Origin of the sequence: Acinetobacter sp. SAAs474 (assembly GCF_032823475.1) — a bacterium.
In the GTDB taxonomy this organism is placed as follows: domain Bacteria; phylum Pseudomonadota; class Gammaproteobacteria; order Pseudomonadales; family Moraxellaceae; genus Acinetobacter.
Genome location: NZ_CP127915.1, coordinates 925200 through 942417, shown reverse-complemented (window position 1 = coordinate 942417; position 17218 = coordinate 925200). Strand labels below are relative to the sequence as shown.

The following is a 17218-nucleotide window of genomic DNA, read 5'->3' as shown; positions in this document are numbered from 1 at the left end:
AACTTTATAATTTATTTTAAATAAAATTCAGTAAGATTTTTAATTCTTATTTAAAAAAACCATTATATATCAATATTAAATAGCATATTCCCTCAAGAAAAATTAGGATTACACGCTATAATTTTAGATTAAATTATTTAAAAAAATATCAATAAAAATCGCTAATAAACATAATAAAACCACGATAAAATGTATAAATATTGAAAAAAATTATTATTGTGATGATTTTATCAATTTAATTAAAAAATGTATGATGATTATTTTTTTACTCACAACCATCAAAAATATAATCATTTTATCTAGGGCGTGTCCTCATTTGAAGAATAATATTTAAACGCCTAGAATTAGGCTCTACTTTATCTCCATTTCAATATTTTTCAATGGCACGTACTCTTCTCACAGATGATATTTGGCAACAGATTCAAGTAACAATGAAATTTCATGGTTGCTATAGCTCAAAGAACAGTAGAAATATTATGGAAGCTATTTTATGGAAACTACGCACAGGTGCGACATGGCGTGATATTCCTCAAGAGTTTTGCCCTTGGAAAACTGCTTATAACCGTTTTAATCGCTGGGCTATGAAAGGCTTATGGGATAAATTTTTTTCAAACTACGAGGCAGCTTGGACCAAGAATGGGTATTCATTGATGGAAGCTACATACGCGCGCATCAGCATGCAAGTGGAGCTCGGCATGGCTTCGAGCGTGCAATTGGACAATCTCGTGGAGGACTCACAACAAAGATTCATCTTGCAACCGACGCGAATGGATGACCGATTGATTTTAAAATCACTGGGGGTGATGTCCATGACAGCCAAGTTGCAGAACACCTAATAGATCTAATTGAAACAGCAGATTATCTAATCGCGGACAAGGGATGTGATTCTGAACATATCAGGAAGTCAGCTAGAAATCGAAAAATGATACCTATTATTCCATTAAGATCAAATAGTAAGAAATTCAATCCTGATTTTGATAAGTACTTATATCGCTTAAGGCATTTAGTTGAGAATGCCTTTGCAAGATTAAAACACTTCCGTGCGATAGCAACTCGATTTGATAAACTCGCACGTAATTATCAGTCTATGATTTATATCGCCGGCATGTTCATTTGGTGTAAATCTAAATGAGGACACACCCTAGTCATTTATCAAAATTTTAAATATTATAAGTTTATCAATTACACTAAATTTATAACGATAAAAAATCACATAAAAAAATTAAATTATTTCTAATAAAATTAAAGAAAAATATAAGATATATCTAGGTTATTCAAATAGCAAGTAAAATAAAAATACTTAATAATCAATATTATATATTAAAAAATAAAATACTATGGCCTGATTAATTGCCATCACATATATCTGTTTTCAAATAATTATTATCAATATAACTGTTTGATTTATAATAGTTAATATATTAACTATTATAAATAGTGTAATGACAAAGGATTTGTCGTGTGAAAATGAAAGCTATATTACTGCTATGCAGCAGTATCATTTGTGTACAGAGTATTGATGCACAAGACAGTATTCCCAACGATTTGGGTGGCCCTCGGTTTGTGGCATGGCAAAATGATGATCAATATTTAGCACATGCCGAATTTCTTCAATACTTTTAGATTTTTAACTCAACTCGGCTAGTAAAATTCAATCTATTTCCTACCGATCATCATAAAAAAGGTTTACAGCAATCATTCTGTAAACCTTTTCAATTACATCAATAAAGTATTATCAGTACACTTTAAAACGGTAAATCATCATCTAAATCTACTGGTGCAGGCGATGGTGCTGCTTGAGGTTTTGCAGCAAAGCTATTGGCATTATTATTGGCATAACCGCCACCAGCTTGGTTTTGATTAAAATTGCCTTGATTAGCATAACCCGTTTGCTGAGTATTGTTAGCTGCATAACCCGTTTGGTTATTGTTAAAACGTGGCTGTTCAAAACCCGCTTGACCTTGCTCACCTTGTTGACGGTTACTATCAAGCATTTGCATCTGTTCACCACGAATTTCTGTGGTATAACGTTCCTGACCATTTTGATCTGTCCACTGACGAGTTCTTAGTGAACCTTCAATATAGACTTTAGAACCTTTACGTAGATATTGCTGTGCAATTTCACCTAAACGATTATGTAAAACAATACGATGCCATTCTGTTTGCTCTTTACGTTCACCCGAGTTTTTATCCACCCAAGACTCGCTAGTTGCAATGGAAAATTGAGTCAATGACCCACCGTTTGGAAAAGTTTTCGTTTCAGGGTCTCGACCTAAAGTTCCCACCAAAATAACTTTATTTACACCGCGCATTAGATCTATTCTTCCTATCTGTTTCTATATTTTACTTTATAAGAGTTATGCTTAAATGGCTACCTCTTTCCCTAACAAGTGCGTTAAATGTTGTCGCGAAACTTCATTTATTTGATGTTTATCTATTTTTACATAAGCAACTTGTTGTTCATGCATCACCACCACTTCTTCAATACCATGAATGGCCAATAACTGAGAAGTCCATTCATCTGTTTTTTTACCATCAGGTAAGCTTAATACCAGTGATGACAAATAACGTGGCTGAGCCAATCCAAAACTAATGATCAACCAGATGAGTGCAACAGCTGCCAGAATACCCCATCCCAATGCAGTATTGTGCAGTAATAACAATTGTCCACCCACAATTCCGCCAAAGAATGCACCTAGAAATTGACTGCTGGCATTCACCCCCATAGCTGTTGCTTTAGATTGAATCGGTGCGGACTTAGATAACCAAGAAGGCAGTAATGCTTCCATAATATTAAAGGCGACAAAAAATAATCCTAGCCCAATGAGTAATATATATTTAGATTGATAACCAAAAATAAGAACCACTAAACCTAAAATAATCCCTGCAATCGCTGTTAAGAATATTCCTCGCATTTTGCGATATTTTTCAGCAAAAATAATACTTGGAAATGCAAAAAATAAGCTAATGACCAACAATGGAAGATAAACTAAGCCATGTTTTTCCAAAGGAATATCTGCAAATTCAATTAACTGGAATGGAATATAAATAAACATGGCCGTTAATAATAAATGCAAGGAGAAAACCGATACATGTAAACGATTTAGATCACCCATTTTAAGCACATGCTTTAACTGGCTTAAATAACCCTGTTGAAAATTACGGTGATGTCGAGTGACTTTAGGGACCAGCATTAACATAAAAATGGCAACAATACCCATACAAGTGGTCACCCAGAACAAACCTGAGATTCCAACCAAACTGGTTAACCATGGTCCCAAACTAAAGGCAATGGTAAAGGAAAGTCCAATACTCATACCCATCATGGCCATGGCTTTACTACGTTGTTCTTCTCGTGTTACATCGGCAAGTAATGCCATCACAACCGCAGAAACAGCTCCCCCACCTGCAATAGCACGACCAATAATCACGCCATAAATAGTCTCAGACATGGCAGCAATTGCACCACCTAAAGCAAATAATAATAAACCAATCACCACCAAAGGCTTACGACTATAACGATCTGCAATTAAACTAAAAGGAATTTGCAGTATGGCTTGTGTTAATCCATAAATACCAACAGCGAGACCAATTAAAGCTGGTGTTGCATATTCATATGACTGTCCTGCAATTGAAAATACAGGAATAATCATGAACAAACCCAACATGCGTAAAGCAAAAATACTGCTTAAAGCAAAGGTTGAGCGACGTTCTAAGGCATTCATCATAGACGATTACTAACTCATTAATATCATTTGAAGATTATAGAATATTCAATCATTTTCCCAATATCTATTTCAGGTCAAATCAATTTTTATCATCAATGAAAAGTAAAAAATACACCCGTACATTTATGTAGAATAGATCGTGCGAATTGATTTTTTATATTGATTATAAATACTTGTCTGATCCTCATAAATATCCCCCATTGGCGATATCAACAACCTTATCTATCGCCAAATTCGCTATACGATTAAGCTATCTTAGCCATATACAGCCATATACCTTAACTGATTTATTAAACAACAACGAGTAAACTTTTGAAACAGAAATTATGATGGTAGCGTATGATTTTTGCAGTACGCATATCATCTATTAACACTATGCTGCAGATCACATTGAAGAGGATGTATTTTGTACTTTCTTGTATTGAATAGATGCAATGACTGCCCAAACAATAAAGACGATACCGATTAATCCTGTAACCACTTCGGGTACATGTATCCCTGTACCACTGACAAACATAATCATAGCCAAAGCACCAATGGCATAGTGTGCACCATGTTCTAGATAAATATATGCATCTAGTGTGCCTTTTTCGACCAAATAAATCGTCATCGAACGGACAAACATGGCACCAATCGCCAAGCCCAGCATAATGATGACGACATCAGATGTAATCGCAAATGCACCAATTACACCATCAAAACTAAAAGATGCATCTAAGACTTCAAGATATAAAAATCCGCCAATACCGGCTTTAATGACTCCCGTAGAGGCACCATTTGCATCATGTCCAACGGCTTGGCCATTTTCATCAACATCAGGCTCACCGCCCAAAAGGTGACTTAATACTTGTACACCAATATAGATAACAATCCCCCAAATACCTGCTAGGGTGACCACCAAACGTTTGGCTTCATCTACATTCATTGCCATCACTAATAATGCAACTAACGCGATAAAGACTGACATCGCAGGAACATTGGCTAAATTGGCTAAACGACGTTCAATAAATTTAAACCAATGGGTATCTTTACCACTATCTAAAAAGAAATTTAAAAAGACCAATGACAAAAAAGCACCGCCAAAAGCCGCAATTTCTGCATGATGATCCAGCAATTTGGCCGCATATGCGGTGGGCTGATTAAGTGCTAATTCAACCACTTCCATCATCGCCATATCGGCAGTAATCGCCACAATCGCCACCGGAAAAATTAACCGCATCCCGAATACAGCAATTAAAATACCCACAGTTAAAAAAATCATTTTCCAAAAATGATCCCAACCTCTTAGGACTGATGCATTCACTACAGCATTATCAAAAGATAAAGAGACTTCTAAAACTGCCAAGATTGCGGTAATTGTCAATGCTGAAAACATCGCTTGCAATCCAGCATTGGGACCATGCGTCAATCCCCAATAGGCAGAAATGGCTAAGCAGACAATTGTAAAAATGATTGAGAAACCAAAATGTTTCAACATAACATGACCTACATAAATATACAGATAGAATTGAACATCTTCCCCTCACCAAAACAAAGGGATTTATAACTAGATGCTGATTCCATGAAAAAACATTGTTTCGTAACAACTATGCTCTTGGCACGGTTTAAATACCGATGATCGATATTTTAACAGTTTTGATATCGCCATACTTTTATTGCAAGATCTACATGATCTTTAGATCATTTCTGATGATTGCGCCATAGCATTCATAGCTCGGGATTGTAAATCATTGAGTCACTTATGCTAAAACAAAAAGAGATCAGTCACCCTTTTAATCCATAGCATCACAGCTATTTAAACCCAGTACAGTCAAAAGCATATTCTTGAAGTTTAAGCAGTAATGATGACGCTTTTAAGCAAGTCATCCCAAATCTCGATATCATTTTTTCTATCGCAATCACTCGAATAGCAATCCTAATCGATAGACTCAATATTTTACAGTTGATCTATGATAGTCTTCATCATACTTTTAAATAAATGATCACGGACCTGCAATGCATTTTTCTCAAGATGTTTGGCATAAAAATATTGATTTATACCAAAAAATACTCCATCACCCTTTTAATCAAGAGCTAAGTTCAGGCACTTTAGATCCAACTGCATTTTGTCATTATGTCATTCAAGATGCACATTATTTATTGGCATATGGTCGTGCTTTAGCCATATGTGCAGCCAAGGCATTTGATGCTGATGATGTGATTCAATTTACCGAAGCAGCAAAAATTGCCATTGTGGTTGAACGCAGCTTACATCGTGATTTTATGCAAGATTTTGCAATTTCAAAAGTACAGTTTGAACAAACACCACTTACTTTAGCATGTCATCATTATACCAGTTTTTTAACAGCAACCGCATGGTCTGAAAGCTATCCAGTTGTTTTAGCTGCATTACTACCTTGTTTCTGGATTTATGCTGAGGTTGGTAAAGCAATTGTTCAGCATGCTGTCGATAATAATCCTTATCAGGCTTGGATTGATACTTATTCTGGTGAAGACTTCCATACTGCAGTTGCTCAAGTGATTGCCACCATAGATCGTATCGCAGCACGTTGTGATGCAGATACACTGGAAAAGATGCATCAGGCTTATACACGTGGTGCACAGTTGGAATGGTTATTTTGGGACAGTGCCTACCATCAACAACAGTGGCACGGTTTAACCCCTTAAAATCATACTCAGCATCTATTAATATTGTGCTCAATCGCCATGTTAATAGATGTTTATACTCAAATTATAGTTGATATGGTTGCAATCAAAATGAATCAATACCACTTATTCCAAAAGTAAATTAACAGGATTGCAGCCATGATCCAACACAGTGTTGCAATCATCAGACAAGACCAGAGTGGCATTTTAATGGCCAGTATATAGACTGCCAGCAAATAGATAAAATAAGGGATTAACGACCAAAGACCAAATAATGCCGTCTGACGTAATGCTTCAGCACCCTGTTGCTGAGCTACAATAATATGTGCAATTAAAGCAAATGTTGGGAAAAGCGGGATTAAACCTGCAATATAAAATAATTTGCTCTTAGATAAAATTGCAATCATCAAAACTGCAATTGCACCCAGCATACACTTAAAAAACAACGCTAACACTGCACACTCAATTTTCAAAAAATTCTTGATTCAACACTTAAAGTGCATGATTAAGTCTGATCATCCATCCACTCAACTTGTTATCTGATGATGATATCTATCCAGATAAAATACACTACAAGTACATTATTTTAATCACTACGATATCTGAATAATTACTGTGATTAAAAACCAATTTCATCCAATAATGATCCATAATATCATCACCATACAGAGTGACTTAAATCTAGTTTGACATCTTCATCGCCAAAAGATCATCTATTACACGCCATGTGATCAAAATTAAATACATCATACATAGAATTCATCTTGCATTTTATAACTAAAGTCTTAAAATAACCTCAATTGAGAATAATTATCATTAAATTCTACAGAAATTGGAGTACCATCCCATGCCATATGAAACCCAAGGGACTGAAGCCATTCGTGCCATAATTACACTCAGAAAATGCTGGTTTGAACAAGAAGAAATTTATTTAAATCAAGGTTGCTTACATTGTGGTTCTGCGGCAACCTATTTACTTTATTTTACCAATCGTAAAATTCAACAATTATTACTTAACTTTATTGAACGTTATAATTGCAATCCTACACTGAACTTTGATTTTCTTGATCTGCATGATTTTGCTCTACAGTATGATCAATTGCTTTCTGAATTAGAACGTCTTGTTATTCATTACTCCTTTGGGCAAACTCAACAACCACGGCAACAATGTTTTGAAGCAATCGATTCGATTTTTGAACGGCCCTATGCAGGCCTATGCCATATTGCTTAAATGATTCAACTTAATATTCATATGATTTAAGCACAGTATTGAACTGTGCTGTTATGGTATAAATACGTCATAATTTGACGTTTTAATTGTTTTAGTTTGTACTTGAACAATTTTCATGCGCTATCATATAGACCTTTCCACGTATTCTGTTCGAGAAGTCTTTATGAGCCAAAGTCATATCCGTATTCGAGGTGCACGTACCCATAACTTAAAGAATGTGTCACTCGATATTCCACGCGACAAGTTTGTGGTGATCACGGGACTTTCAGGTTCAGGGAAATCTTCCCTTGCCTTCGATACCTTATATGCTGAAGGACAACGCCGTTATGTTGAATCGCTTTCAGCCTATGCACGGCAGTTTTTGTCACAAATGGAAAAGCCAGAAGTTGATGCGATTGAAGGCCTAAGTCCTGCAATTGCCATTGAACAAAAATCAACCAGCCATAACCCTCGTTCAACGGTCGGTACTATTACTGAAATTTACGACTATTTACGTTTGCTTTATGCACGGGTCGGTACCCCCTATTGTCCTGAGCATGATTTGCCTATGGTGGCGCAAACGGTAACCGAAATGGTAGATGCCGTTAAAGCACTTCCTGAAGGGACAGCACTGATGCTGCTTGCACCTGTAGTCCGTGATCGAAAAGGAGAATACACCGCACTATTTGAACAGTTACAAAGCCAAGGTTTTGTCCGTGCACGTGTCGATGGGGAAATTATGGAGATTGATCCTATTCCCGAATTAGACAAAAAGAAAAAACATCATATTGAAGTTGTCGTTGATCGCTTTAAAGTTCGTGATGATTTAGGTAATCGTATTGCAGAGTCTTTTGAAACCGCGCTGCGCTTGGGAGCTGATATTGCAATTCTTTCTTGGATGAATCAAGAATCGCCTGATCGTGTTTTTTCCGCAAAACATTCTTGCCCTGAATGTGATCGTGCTGTTGCAGAACTCGAACCACGCTTATTTTCTTTTAATAATCCATTCGGTGCCTGTCCAGTATGTGATGGTTTAGGTACACGTAGTCATTTTAGTGCAGATAAGTTAATTCCAAATCGAGATCTTTCGATTAGCCAAGGGGCGATTCGTGGTTGGGATCGTCAGCGCCCTTACTACTATAGCATGCTGGAAAAAGTTGCTGAGCATTTTGGTTTTGCTTTAGATACGCCATGGCAGCAACTCGATAGCCATACACAAAAGAAATTTTTATATGGCACAGGTAAAGAAAAAATTGATTTAAGTTATATTGATGAGCGTGGTCGCCATCATCAACGATTACAAAGCTTTGAAGGCATTCTACCGCATTTAGAACGCCGTTATCGTGAAACAGAAAGTAATTATGTACGTGATGATTTAGCACAATATTTGTCTAATGCCGCATGTGATGCATGTGGTGGTTCACGTCTCAATGAAATTTCACGCCATGTCAAAATATTAGATAAAACCATTGCACAGATTACTCAAATGTCAATCGGTGATGCTGAGCATTATTATCAAGCATTACAACTGGATGGTGCTAAAGGTGAAATCGCAGACAAAATTTTTAAAGAAATTCGTGAACGGTTACATTTTCTCGTCTCGGTCGGACTCAATTATTTAAGTCTTTCTCGATCTGCTGAAACTTTATCTGGTGGTGAGGCGCAACGTATTCGCTTGGCTTCACAAATTGGGGCAGGTTTAATGGGGGTAATGTATGTTCTTGATGAACCATCGATTGGTTTACATCAACGTGATAATGACCGTTTATTAGAAACCTTGGTTCGTCTACGTGACCTCGGCAATACGGTATTGGTGGTAGAACATGATGAAGATGCCATTCGTGCCGCAGATCATATTATTGATATTGGTCCTGGTGCTGGGATTCATGGTGGTCATGTCATTGCTGAAGGAACATATGCAGAAATTGCAGCAAATCCCAACTCATTGACGGGTCAATACTTATCTGGCCAATTAAAAATTTCAGTTCCAAAAACGCGTGTCCAACCACCCAAAATCGATGAAAAAATTAAATTATTAGGTGCTGCTGGCCACAATTTAAAACATGTCGATTTAATCATTCCATTAGGAATCATGACGTGTATCACAGGTGTTTCTGGATCAGGAAAATCCACTTTAATTAATCGAACCCTATTACCATTAGCGGCAACACAATTAAATGGTGCAACAACACTGAATGCAGAAAAATTTGATTCGATTGATGGATTACAATTTCTAGATAAAGTGGTCGATATTGATCAAAGCCCAATTGGTCGTACACCACGCTCTAATCCAGCCACATATACGGGATTATTTACCCCTATTCGTGAATTATTTGCCCAAACACCAGAAGCCAAAGGCCGAGGATATGCTGCAGGGCGCTTTTCTTTTAATGTCAAAGGCGGCCGCTGCGAAGCCTGTGAGGGTGATGGCATGATTAAAGTTGCGATGCATTTTCTACCTGATATGTATGTCCCTTGTGATGCTTGTCATGGTAAACGTTATAATCGTGAAACATTGGAAGTCAATTATAAAGGCCGTAATATTTCCGATGTATTAGAAATGACGGTAGAAGATGCCATGCATTTTTTTGAAGCGATTCCTGTCATTCATCGTCGTTTAGAAACCTTGCATCAAGTCGGTTTAGGTTATATTCGTCTAGGACAATCAGCCACCACACTGTCCGGTGGTGAAGCACAGCGTGTAAAACTCGCACGTGAGCTTGCCAAACGTGATACTGGTAAAACTCTGTATATACTGGATGAACCAACGACTGGATTGCATTTTCATGATATTGCCAAACTACTCGATATCCTGCATGAACTACGCAATAAAGGGAATACTATTGTGGTGATTGAGCATAATCTAGATGTCATTAAAACAGCTGACTGGATTATTGATCTTGGTCCTGAAGGTGGTGCAGGTGGCGGACAAATTATTGCTGAAGGAACGCCTGAAGAGATTGTTCAATCGACTGTGTCACATACAGCGAGATTTTTAAAACCTTTATTAAATCATTAAACATTTAAGGCAATATTCACCACCTTCACGGTGGTGAATATTGCCATATCATCCCTTATAAATGCTTTAATCTTGATCCATGATCATTTTGATTCAGCTGACAGATCACACTAAAATAAACGCAACATCATGCATCAATTTTCACTCAATCCTTGCATTTTACCATTACCAAGACTGTTGGATGATGATCAATACAATATTCATCACACCATTTTAGCGGGTTATCAATGCACAATCGTCTGTGATACTAAAATTTTATTTTTCCCAGTTGCTTTAGCCTTTAATAATGACTGATCAGCGCGATTAAATAACTCATGCCAAGTCGCTGCACCTAGTGCAATCCCAATACTCACGGATAGGGTAATAAGCTGTTGAGTCGCAGTAATGGTCAGTTTTTTCTGGGCTATTTCCTGTCGAATTTTTTCAGCCATTAAGGTCATATCCGCTAAAGTTGTTGTCGTTAAAATCACAACAAACTCATCACCACCATAACGAATAACTCTATCAGATTGAGTTAAATAGGTTTTTAATTGAGTCGCCACATATTGAATCATTTGATCACCAATCATATGGCCTGCACAATCATTAATCGTTTTTAAATCATCAATATCAACGATCAATAAACCTGTATGACATAATTGGATCGGATCATGTTCTAAAACAGCAATATAATCGGCCAAAGCTAAACGATTGGCGATACCGGTGAGTGCATCTGTATGTGCGATATATTGTAATTGTCTTTGTAAAGCATCACGCTGTTGTAAATGATGCTGTATTTTTTGTATGGTCTCAAATAATGAAATATTCGCTGGAGATGATGCTGTATCAACATGCGCAGATGTAAGCAAACTTAATAACATTTGCCGTATTTCAATTAAAGGTTTAAAAATTCGTGTATGGCTATAAAATAACGTCATAAAAGCAGCCATAAATGCAATCATAGAAATAATGACCGATGCAATAAAATGATGTAATGCTGCCGTATATTGTTGTTGTAATAAGGGCATTGACTGATCAATTAAATATGTTTGTAACTGTACAACCGTCGAAAATTTATCAAGTAACACTTGGGTTAAATCAACCCCACTCAAGGAAAAAGGTTGATGTTGATGACTTTGTGCAATCAAATGTGACACGATTGGAATGGCATTATCAATCAACTCCCCCTTTACTTTTTGATATAACAATAAATATTGTGCTGTTTGTAATTGTTCTGGTTGTAAGCGATGAATTAACTCCCATAACGAATAAGACTGATATTGTGTTTGTAAGGCTCGTACAATATTAATTTCGGGTATTTTTTCTTGAAAAGTCACTGCAGCAAGTATATTTGATGCCATTCTACCGGCTTGATCCCTTAAATCGGACAATAAAACAATCACGATATAATCCTGTGAAAAACCAGATTTTTGTTGTGTATCTTGTGTGATTAGTGTTTGTAAAATTGGACGTAAACAGTCCGATGCTAGAAACATTTTTTGAATGGCTTGATCCAATTTTTGTGCATTACGCTGTTCTGCGGGTAACTCAATATAATGATCAACAGCCTGCCGAGCGATCGATAATCTTTGTTGTAAATGATGTTGTAACTGATTTGCCAGCTTAGGAAAACCGCGTTGCTTTAGACAGACGATAGTTTGCTTTATTTGTACATCGACCTCAGTTCTATAACGATATAATGCATTTAAATGTCTTGGCAATTGTTCTACGCTACTAGACATAACTTGATTAGACGGTGCACGTTCTTTCGCAATTTTATTGGCAAGACTGGTCATATCATGCAACAAGGACATCTCAGATAGTGCTTTTTTTGATTGTTGATAAACTTGGTAACTATGGATCACAAAAGGTATAGCAATCAATAATAATGAGACTAGCAAAATCAGCATTGCAAGCAAAAGCCGTTGCTGAATCGCTTCGGAAGGTAAATGATGTTTCATAAACAATCCATACCCCAAAAACCGTCTTGTTTCATCAAGTCACCCTTAGCACTTTTTAGTATTTTTTCTTTTATTATCAAATATATAAAATTTAAATAATGACTTTAGATCCAGATGAGAGTCATCGATCGTACCCTTGATATCTATCCCGTCATTCAATTTATGATGGCATTAAAAAGATTTTAACTAATTTATATTTTTGTGAATAAATCGAGATACGATTAAAAAAATTCGCTTAAATATTTCACTTAACTCATTATTTTAATGATAAAAAATCGCTTTAGTTATCTAATCATTATTAAAATTGTCACTATTTCATCATATTAAAACGTCTTTGCTGTGATTGAGCTAAACCAAGATTTTAAATCAGGCCAGCATAAAATTATATAATAAAATATAAAACTGCCCTATTTACATCTGCCACATTTAGGTGCATAATGCCCCCTATTAGGGCAATAAAATAAAATTCTCAGCAGATTTTATCAATTACCTACAAGTTTTGGCGAAAAAATCCTGATTTTTAACGAAATCAGGATTTTTTTTATCTTTTAAAATATAAATTTAATAAAAAAAGCACTAAAAAGGTGCATTAAAAATAAGATAAAAAAAAGCCCAACCTTGGGGAAGTTGGGCTGATAAAAGATGTAATAAATTACATCTTTAAAAAAAACCTTAAAACCAACTGTAATAGTTGGTTTTATAAATTATGTAATAAATAACATAATATGTAAAGCTTTTAATCACGAAATAAACCCATACTTTTAGGTTTTGATTGTCAATATAAATAGGCGTTAAGAAAATAAGATCGTGATTTCAACATCATCGGTATCTATTAAATAATATGATGATGAGTGAGTTACGGTACTCAATTGCATGTAATTAATGTCAGTATGCTTGGCTTATAATGTTGTAAAATCAATCGATGTTTTTTAATGAATTATAAATTTATATATAACTAAAAATGTGATGTTAGGCATCTATTTTTATCGATGTTGTTAAGTATTATTCGATGTGTATTCAAGATAGGTTAACCGTAAAATTTTTGACTATTTTGAGTGTTTCATTACAAAATTAAAGGATAAATGACTCATTAGAATACAAACTATCAATTTTAATACAAAAAACAAACAAAAAATGATTATATTTAAATCAATTTTGATTTTAAAAAATATTTGTTATTCTTTTCAATTAGTTAAATTATAAACAAGCTTAAAATAATGAATAAAATATGTATTTGACAGCCCATTCACTATGAAGAAAAATTTCACAATATTGTCATTAAAATATTATATGATATTGATATTTATCGTTTTTTATTTATAGCCCAATTTCATCAACATCGATATATTCAGTCCGAAAAACTTCTTAAATCAACCACTTAAGACATTAGTATTATATTTTGTTACAATAGCATAACCAAGATATCTTATACGTTAACACAATGGTATTTATTATGAAAAAACTCGGTTTAGCGACAGCATTACTATTAGCCATGACCGGTGCTCAAGCTTATCAATTTGAAGTACAAGGCCAATCAGAGCATTTAGAAATTGATGGTGCTCATAATAAATTTACTGGTGCTGCTCAAGGAACTTATTACTTTAATAATGTTGACAGTAAAAAAGGACCTTTAGCTGAAGCTGCTTTTTTAAATCAAGCATCTAATGTTGCTGTAGCTTATAACTTCGGTAAATTTTCACAAGTAGGCGGTAATACACAATATACTTCACAATCTTTTGGTGTAAAAGGTGAAGCTTATCTTGCAACACCAGTTGTTCCTGTATATGCAAGTGCAGCATACAATCATACCAACCGTGACAATAAAAACGGTGTACGTGATAACAATGGTGATATCTACTCTGTTGAAGTAGGTACTGTTGTAATACCAAACTTCTTAATTGCTGCTGGCTATACCCGTGTTGCAGACCAAGCACGATCTACTTACGATACATTTGATATTCTTCAAAATGGTGCTGTAAAGGCTGCTTTTGACCGTGCCACTATTGGCAATAAAAAAGATGTCGCGACTGCACGTGCTAAATATGTCGGTGGTATCGATGGCACCAATATGGCTGTAGGTTTTGAAGCAGGTTTAGTACGTGGTGAAAATACAGCCTATACATTTAAATCTGACCTTTACCTCACTCCTGCGTTAAGTATTGGTGGTTCTTACTCAAATAGTAGTGCAAAAAGCTATGATCAAATGTGGACTGCTGATGTAAACTATTTCATCACTCCAGCATTATCTGTTGCAGCACAATATAGCAGCACAAATGCATTAGGTCGTAATCCAGATATTCAATCTGTTGGCTTAAACGCACAATATCGTTTCTAATTTTAGTCATAACGATCATCAAGAAGGACGCTTTTAGCGTCCTTCTTGATTTTAATTCTCAGGTGTTCTGACTAAGCTTAAAAAGTGTAAATGGCGTTCATATTGGTCAATAATATCCTGCAATAAATCTTCAACAGTCCATTCAATGACATCATAATTCTGCCCACCTTCCTTTAAAAATACTTCTGCTTGATAATAAGTCTGTTGCTCAACATCTTGATCAGGCATAAAACTTGGTGGAATGGTTGCAGTTGAAATCACCTGATAAACAAAATTAATTTCATCCAAATGATCAACACGAAGTTTTAAACCATTTTCAACCCGTAAAATTTCTACATCTAAATGACGTTTTGAAAACTCTTGACTAATTTTTTCAAATGCCTGTTTAACATAAATATCAATAAACGTATTGGTCTCATCAAGCGTATGTGGATAATGCATAATCAGTCCTAAACGTTGTTGCCAACTCCTTGGATTCTGAATTGCTCTTGGGGTAATACGCGCCAATTGTAATGCGTGTACCTTCATTACATCTAAGCGTAATGCTTTTAATAGCCCCCAACTCATCAGCAACATAATCACGGTAAAAGGTAAAGCACTCAGGATGGTTGCTGACTGTAATGCTTGTAAACCACCAGCTAACAGCAGAATAATCGCCAATGCAGCAACTAATGTGGTCCAAAATAGTTTTTGCCATGTCGGTGAGGCTTCAGATTTTGCAGTCAAATAATCAATGACCAAAGCCCCAGAATCTGCCGAAGTAACAAAGAATAAAATCACCAAAATAGTCGCAACAAAACTCATAATGCCTGAAAAAGGCAATGCATGTAGAAACTCAAATAAAGCCACTGAACTATCACGTTGAACGGCAGCAACTAATGCACTATTGGCTTCATTTAATACGCTATGCAATGCGGCATTTCCCATAAAGCCCATCCAAATCAGCGTAAATCCTGTGGGGATCAATAATACACCCACAATAAATTCACGAATGGTTCGACCTTGAGAAACTCGTGCAATAAACATACCTACAAATGGTGACCAAGAAATCCACCAAGCCCAATACATAATGGTCCAACCACCAATCCAACCATTAGGTTGATAAGCATATAAATTAAAAGTCATATGAAAAAGACTGGATATATACTGACCAGCATTCTGGATCGTTGTTTGTAATAAATAAATGGTCGAACTAGCAAAAAAGACAAAACATAGCAGTAACACTGCCAAAATTAAATTAATTTCTGATAAGCGTTTAACACCTTTATCCAAACCTAGAAATACTGACAATGATGCCATCGCAGTTACCAATACAATCAATATCAGCTGTACGGTAGATGAATTTTCAATACCAAATAAATAGTGCAAACCAGAGTTAATCTGTGTCACACCAAAGCCTAAAGTTGTTGCAATACCAAAAATTGTACCGATCGTAGCAAAGGTATCAATACCATCCCCAATAGGACCATAAATTTTATCGCCAATCAGTGGATACAATGAAGAACGGATTTTTAATGGTAAACGGTGTCGATAAGCAAAATATGCCAAAGAAAGTCCAACAAGTGCATAAATCCCCCAAGCATGTAAGCCCCAATGAAAGAATGTTACACGCATGGCTTCTTGAGCAGCATGTACAGTGGCAGCTTCACCGGTGGGTGGTGCAATATAATGCATAATTGGTTCAGCAACACCAAAGAACATCAGGCCAATTCCCATACCTGCGGTAAATAGCATCGCAAACCATGAGGCATTACTATAGTTAGGCTGACTATGATCTGGGCCCAGTTTAATTTTTCCCATATCGGATAAAGCGATATAAATGAGCAAAATTAAGAAAATAGCCACAGACAGCACATAGAACCAACTAAAAGAATCGATCACCCATGCATTTAATTGCTGAGTAATTAATTCAAATGTATTGGGTGCTAATAGTACCACGACTAAAAATAAAACAATAAAAGCAACAGTACTCAAAAAAACATTTGGATTCACATTGGAATACCACGTTTTTTTATTGGAAGGCATAATTCCCCCATTCAGTTTTTATATAAAATGCTAGAAGCAACTGGAATCAAATTAATGAGTGACATTCTTGGCCAAATTAACCAATAATAAAAAATAGAACATATGCCATAGTGAGATCTTTAAGCTGTAAAACACCGTAAAAGATCTCGGACCATATCTCTGTAAGACAGCGTGCTATTTACGAATATCGCAAAACAAGAAATTAATTTCAGTCGATTATTTTCTTATTCAACGATAGATCATGTCTTAAACGTAGAAATGAATGCAAACATCAATGATCTGATCAGCAGTGCTTCACAGCGATGATTAACGCAC

General features: G+C 35.7%; 11 protein-coding genes and 1 pseudogene. 6 read left to right on the top strand and 6 right to left on the bottom strand.

Features of this window, described 5'->3' with window-relative positions:
• Positions 1-380: 380 nt before the first annotated feature.
• Together QSG86_RS05355 and QSG86_RS05350 are read left to right on the top strand one after the other, a co-directional pair.
• A pseudogene (locus QSG86_RS05355) lies at positions 381-1132 on the top strand (IS5 family transposase).
• 329 nt (positions 1133-1461) lie between these two features.
• Entirely contained in the window at positions 1462-1623 is a 162-nt protein-coding gene (locus QSG86_RS05350) for a hypothetical protein (RefSeq protein ID WP_317030549.1), read from the top strand.
• 122 nt (positions 1624-1745) lie between these two features.
• Here QSG86_RS05350 and ssb read toward each other — a convergent pair whose 3' ends face one another.
• The 3 genes from ssb to QSG86_RS05335 form a co-directional block, all read right to left on the bottom strand.
• Positions 1746-2312 (bottom strand): single-stranded DNA-binding protein, encoded by a 567-nt coding sequence (gene ssb, locus QSG86_RS05345; RefSeq protein ID WP_317030548.1) that lies wholly within the window; start codon positions 2310-2312, stop codon positions 1746-1748.
• Positions 2313-2363: 51 nt separating this feature from the next.
• The gene (locus QSG86_RS05340; protein WP_317030547.1) at positions 2364-3728 is read right to left on the bottom strand and encodes an MFS transporter; all 1365 of its coding nucleotides are present in this window, start codon (positions 3726-3728) and stop codon (positions 2364-2366) included.
• A 385-nt stretch (positions 3729-4113) separates the two neighbouring features.
• Positions 4114-5205 (bottom strand): DUF475 domain-containing protein, encoded by a 1092-nt coding sequence (locus QSG86_RS05335; RefSeq protein ID WP_317030546.1) that lies wholly within the window; start codon positions 5203-5205, stop codon positions 4114-4116.
• 518 nt (positions 5206-5723) lie between these two features.
• Here QSG86_RS05335 and tenA point away from each other — a divergent pair.
• Positions 5724-6395: a thiaminase II gene (gene tenA / locus QSG86_RS05330; protein ID WP_317030545.1), complete on the top strand. Its 672-nt coding sequence runs from the start codon at positions 5724-5726 to the stop codon at positions 6393-6395.
• A gap of 95 nt (positions 6396-6490) precedes the next feature.
• Here tenA and QSG86_RS05325 read toward each other — a convergent pair whose 3' ends face one another.
• Positions 6491-6829 carry a GlpM family protein gene (locus QSG86_RS05325; protein WP_317030544.1) on the bottom strand — a complete coding sequence of 113 codons (339 nt, stop codon included), beginning with the start codon at positions 6827-6829 and terminating at the stop codon, positions 6491-6493.
• A gap of 392 nt (positions 6830-7221) precedes the next feature.
• Here QSG86_RS05325 and QSG86_RS05320 point away from each other — a divergent pair, with 392 nt between their 5' ends.
• Positions 7222-7605 (top strand): hypothetical protein, encoded by a 384-nt coding sequence (locus tag QSG86_RS05320; RefSeq protein ID WP_317030543.1) that lies wholly within the window; start codon positions 7222-7224, stop codon positions 7603-7605.
• A gap of 163 nt (positions 7606-7768) precedes the next feature.
• Positions 7769-10603 carry an excinuclease ABC subunit UvrA gene (gene uvrA / locus QSG86_RS05315; RefSeq protein ID WP_317030542.1) on the top strand — a complete coding sequence of 945 codons (2835 nt, stop codon included), beginning with the start codon at positions 7769-7771 and terminating at the stop codon, positions 10601-10603.
• A 224-nt stretch (positions 10604-10827) separates the two neighbouring features.
• On the opposite strand, the gene QSG86_RS05310 is transcribed toward uvrA, so the two are convergent.
• Positions 10828-12543, bottom strand: coding sequence for a diguanylate cyclase (locus tag QSG86_RS05310; RefSeq protein WP_317030541.1), 1716 nt, complete (start codon positions 12541-12543; stop codon positions 10828-10830).
• 1453 nt (positions 12544-13996) lie between these two features.
• Between QSG86_RS05310 and omp33-36 the strand changes: the two genes are divergently transcribed.
• The gene (omp33-36, locus tag QSG86_RS05305) at positions 13997-14878 is read left to right on the top strand and encodes a porin Omp33-36 (protein ID WP_317030540.1); all 882 of its coding nucleotides are present in this window, start codon (positions 13997-13999) and stop codon (positions 14876-14878) included.
• Between the two features lie 51 nt (positions 14879-14929).
• Here omp33-36 and QSG86_RS05300 read toward each other — a convergent pair whose 3' ends face one another.
• Positions 14930-16903 (bottom strand): choline BCCT transporter BetT, encoded by a 1974-nt coding sequence (locus QSG86_RS05300; protein WP_317030539.1) that lies wholly within the window; start codon positions 16901-16903, stop codon positions 14930-14932.
• Positions 16904-17218: the final 315 nt, after the last annotated feature.

Coding starts and splice junctions, on each gene's coding strand:
- QSG86_RS05335 (WP_317030546.1), bottom strand. CDS start 5,205: ATGTTGAAACATTTTGGTTTCTCAATCATTTTTACAATTGTCTGCTTA.
- tenA (WP_317030545.1), top strand. CDS start 5,724: ATGCATTTTTCTCAAGATGTTTGGCATAAAAATATTGATTTATACCAA.
- QSG86_RS05310 (WP_317030541.1), bottom strand. CDS start 12,543: ATGAAACATCATTTACCTTCCGAAGCGATTCAGCAACGGCTTTTGCTT.
- QSG86_RS05300 (WP_317030539.1), bottom strand. CDS start 16,903: ATGCCTTCCAATAAAAAAACGTGGTATTCCAATGTGAATCCAAATGTT.
- ssb (WP_317030548.1), bottom strand. CDS start 2,312: ATGCGCGGTGTAAATAAAGTTATTTTGGTGGGAACTTTAGGTCGAGAC.
- omp33-36 (WP_317030540.1), top strand. CDS start 13,997: ATGAAAAAACTCGGTTTAGCGACAGCATTACTATTAGCCATGACCGGT.
- uvrA (WP_317030542.1), top strand. CDS start 7,769: ATGAGCCAAAGTCATATCCGTATTCGAGGTGCACGTACCCATAACTTA.
- QSG86_RS05320 (WP_317030543.1), top strand. CDS start 7,222: ATGCCATATGAAACCCAAGGGACTGAAGCCATTCGTGCCATAATTACA.
- QSG86_RS05340 (WP_317030547.1), bottom strand. CDS start 3,728: ATGATGAATGCCTTAGAACGTCGCTCAACCTTTGCTTTAAGCAGTATT.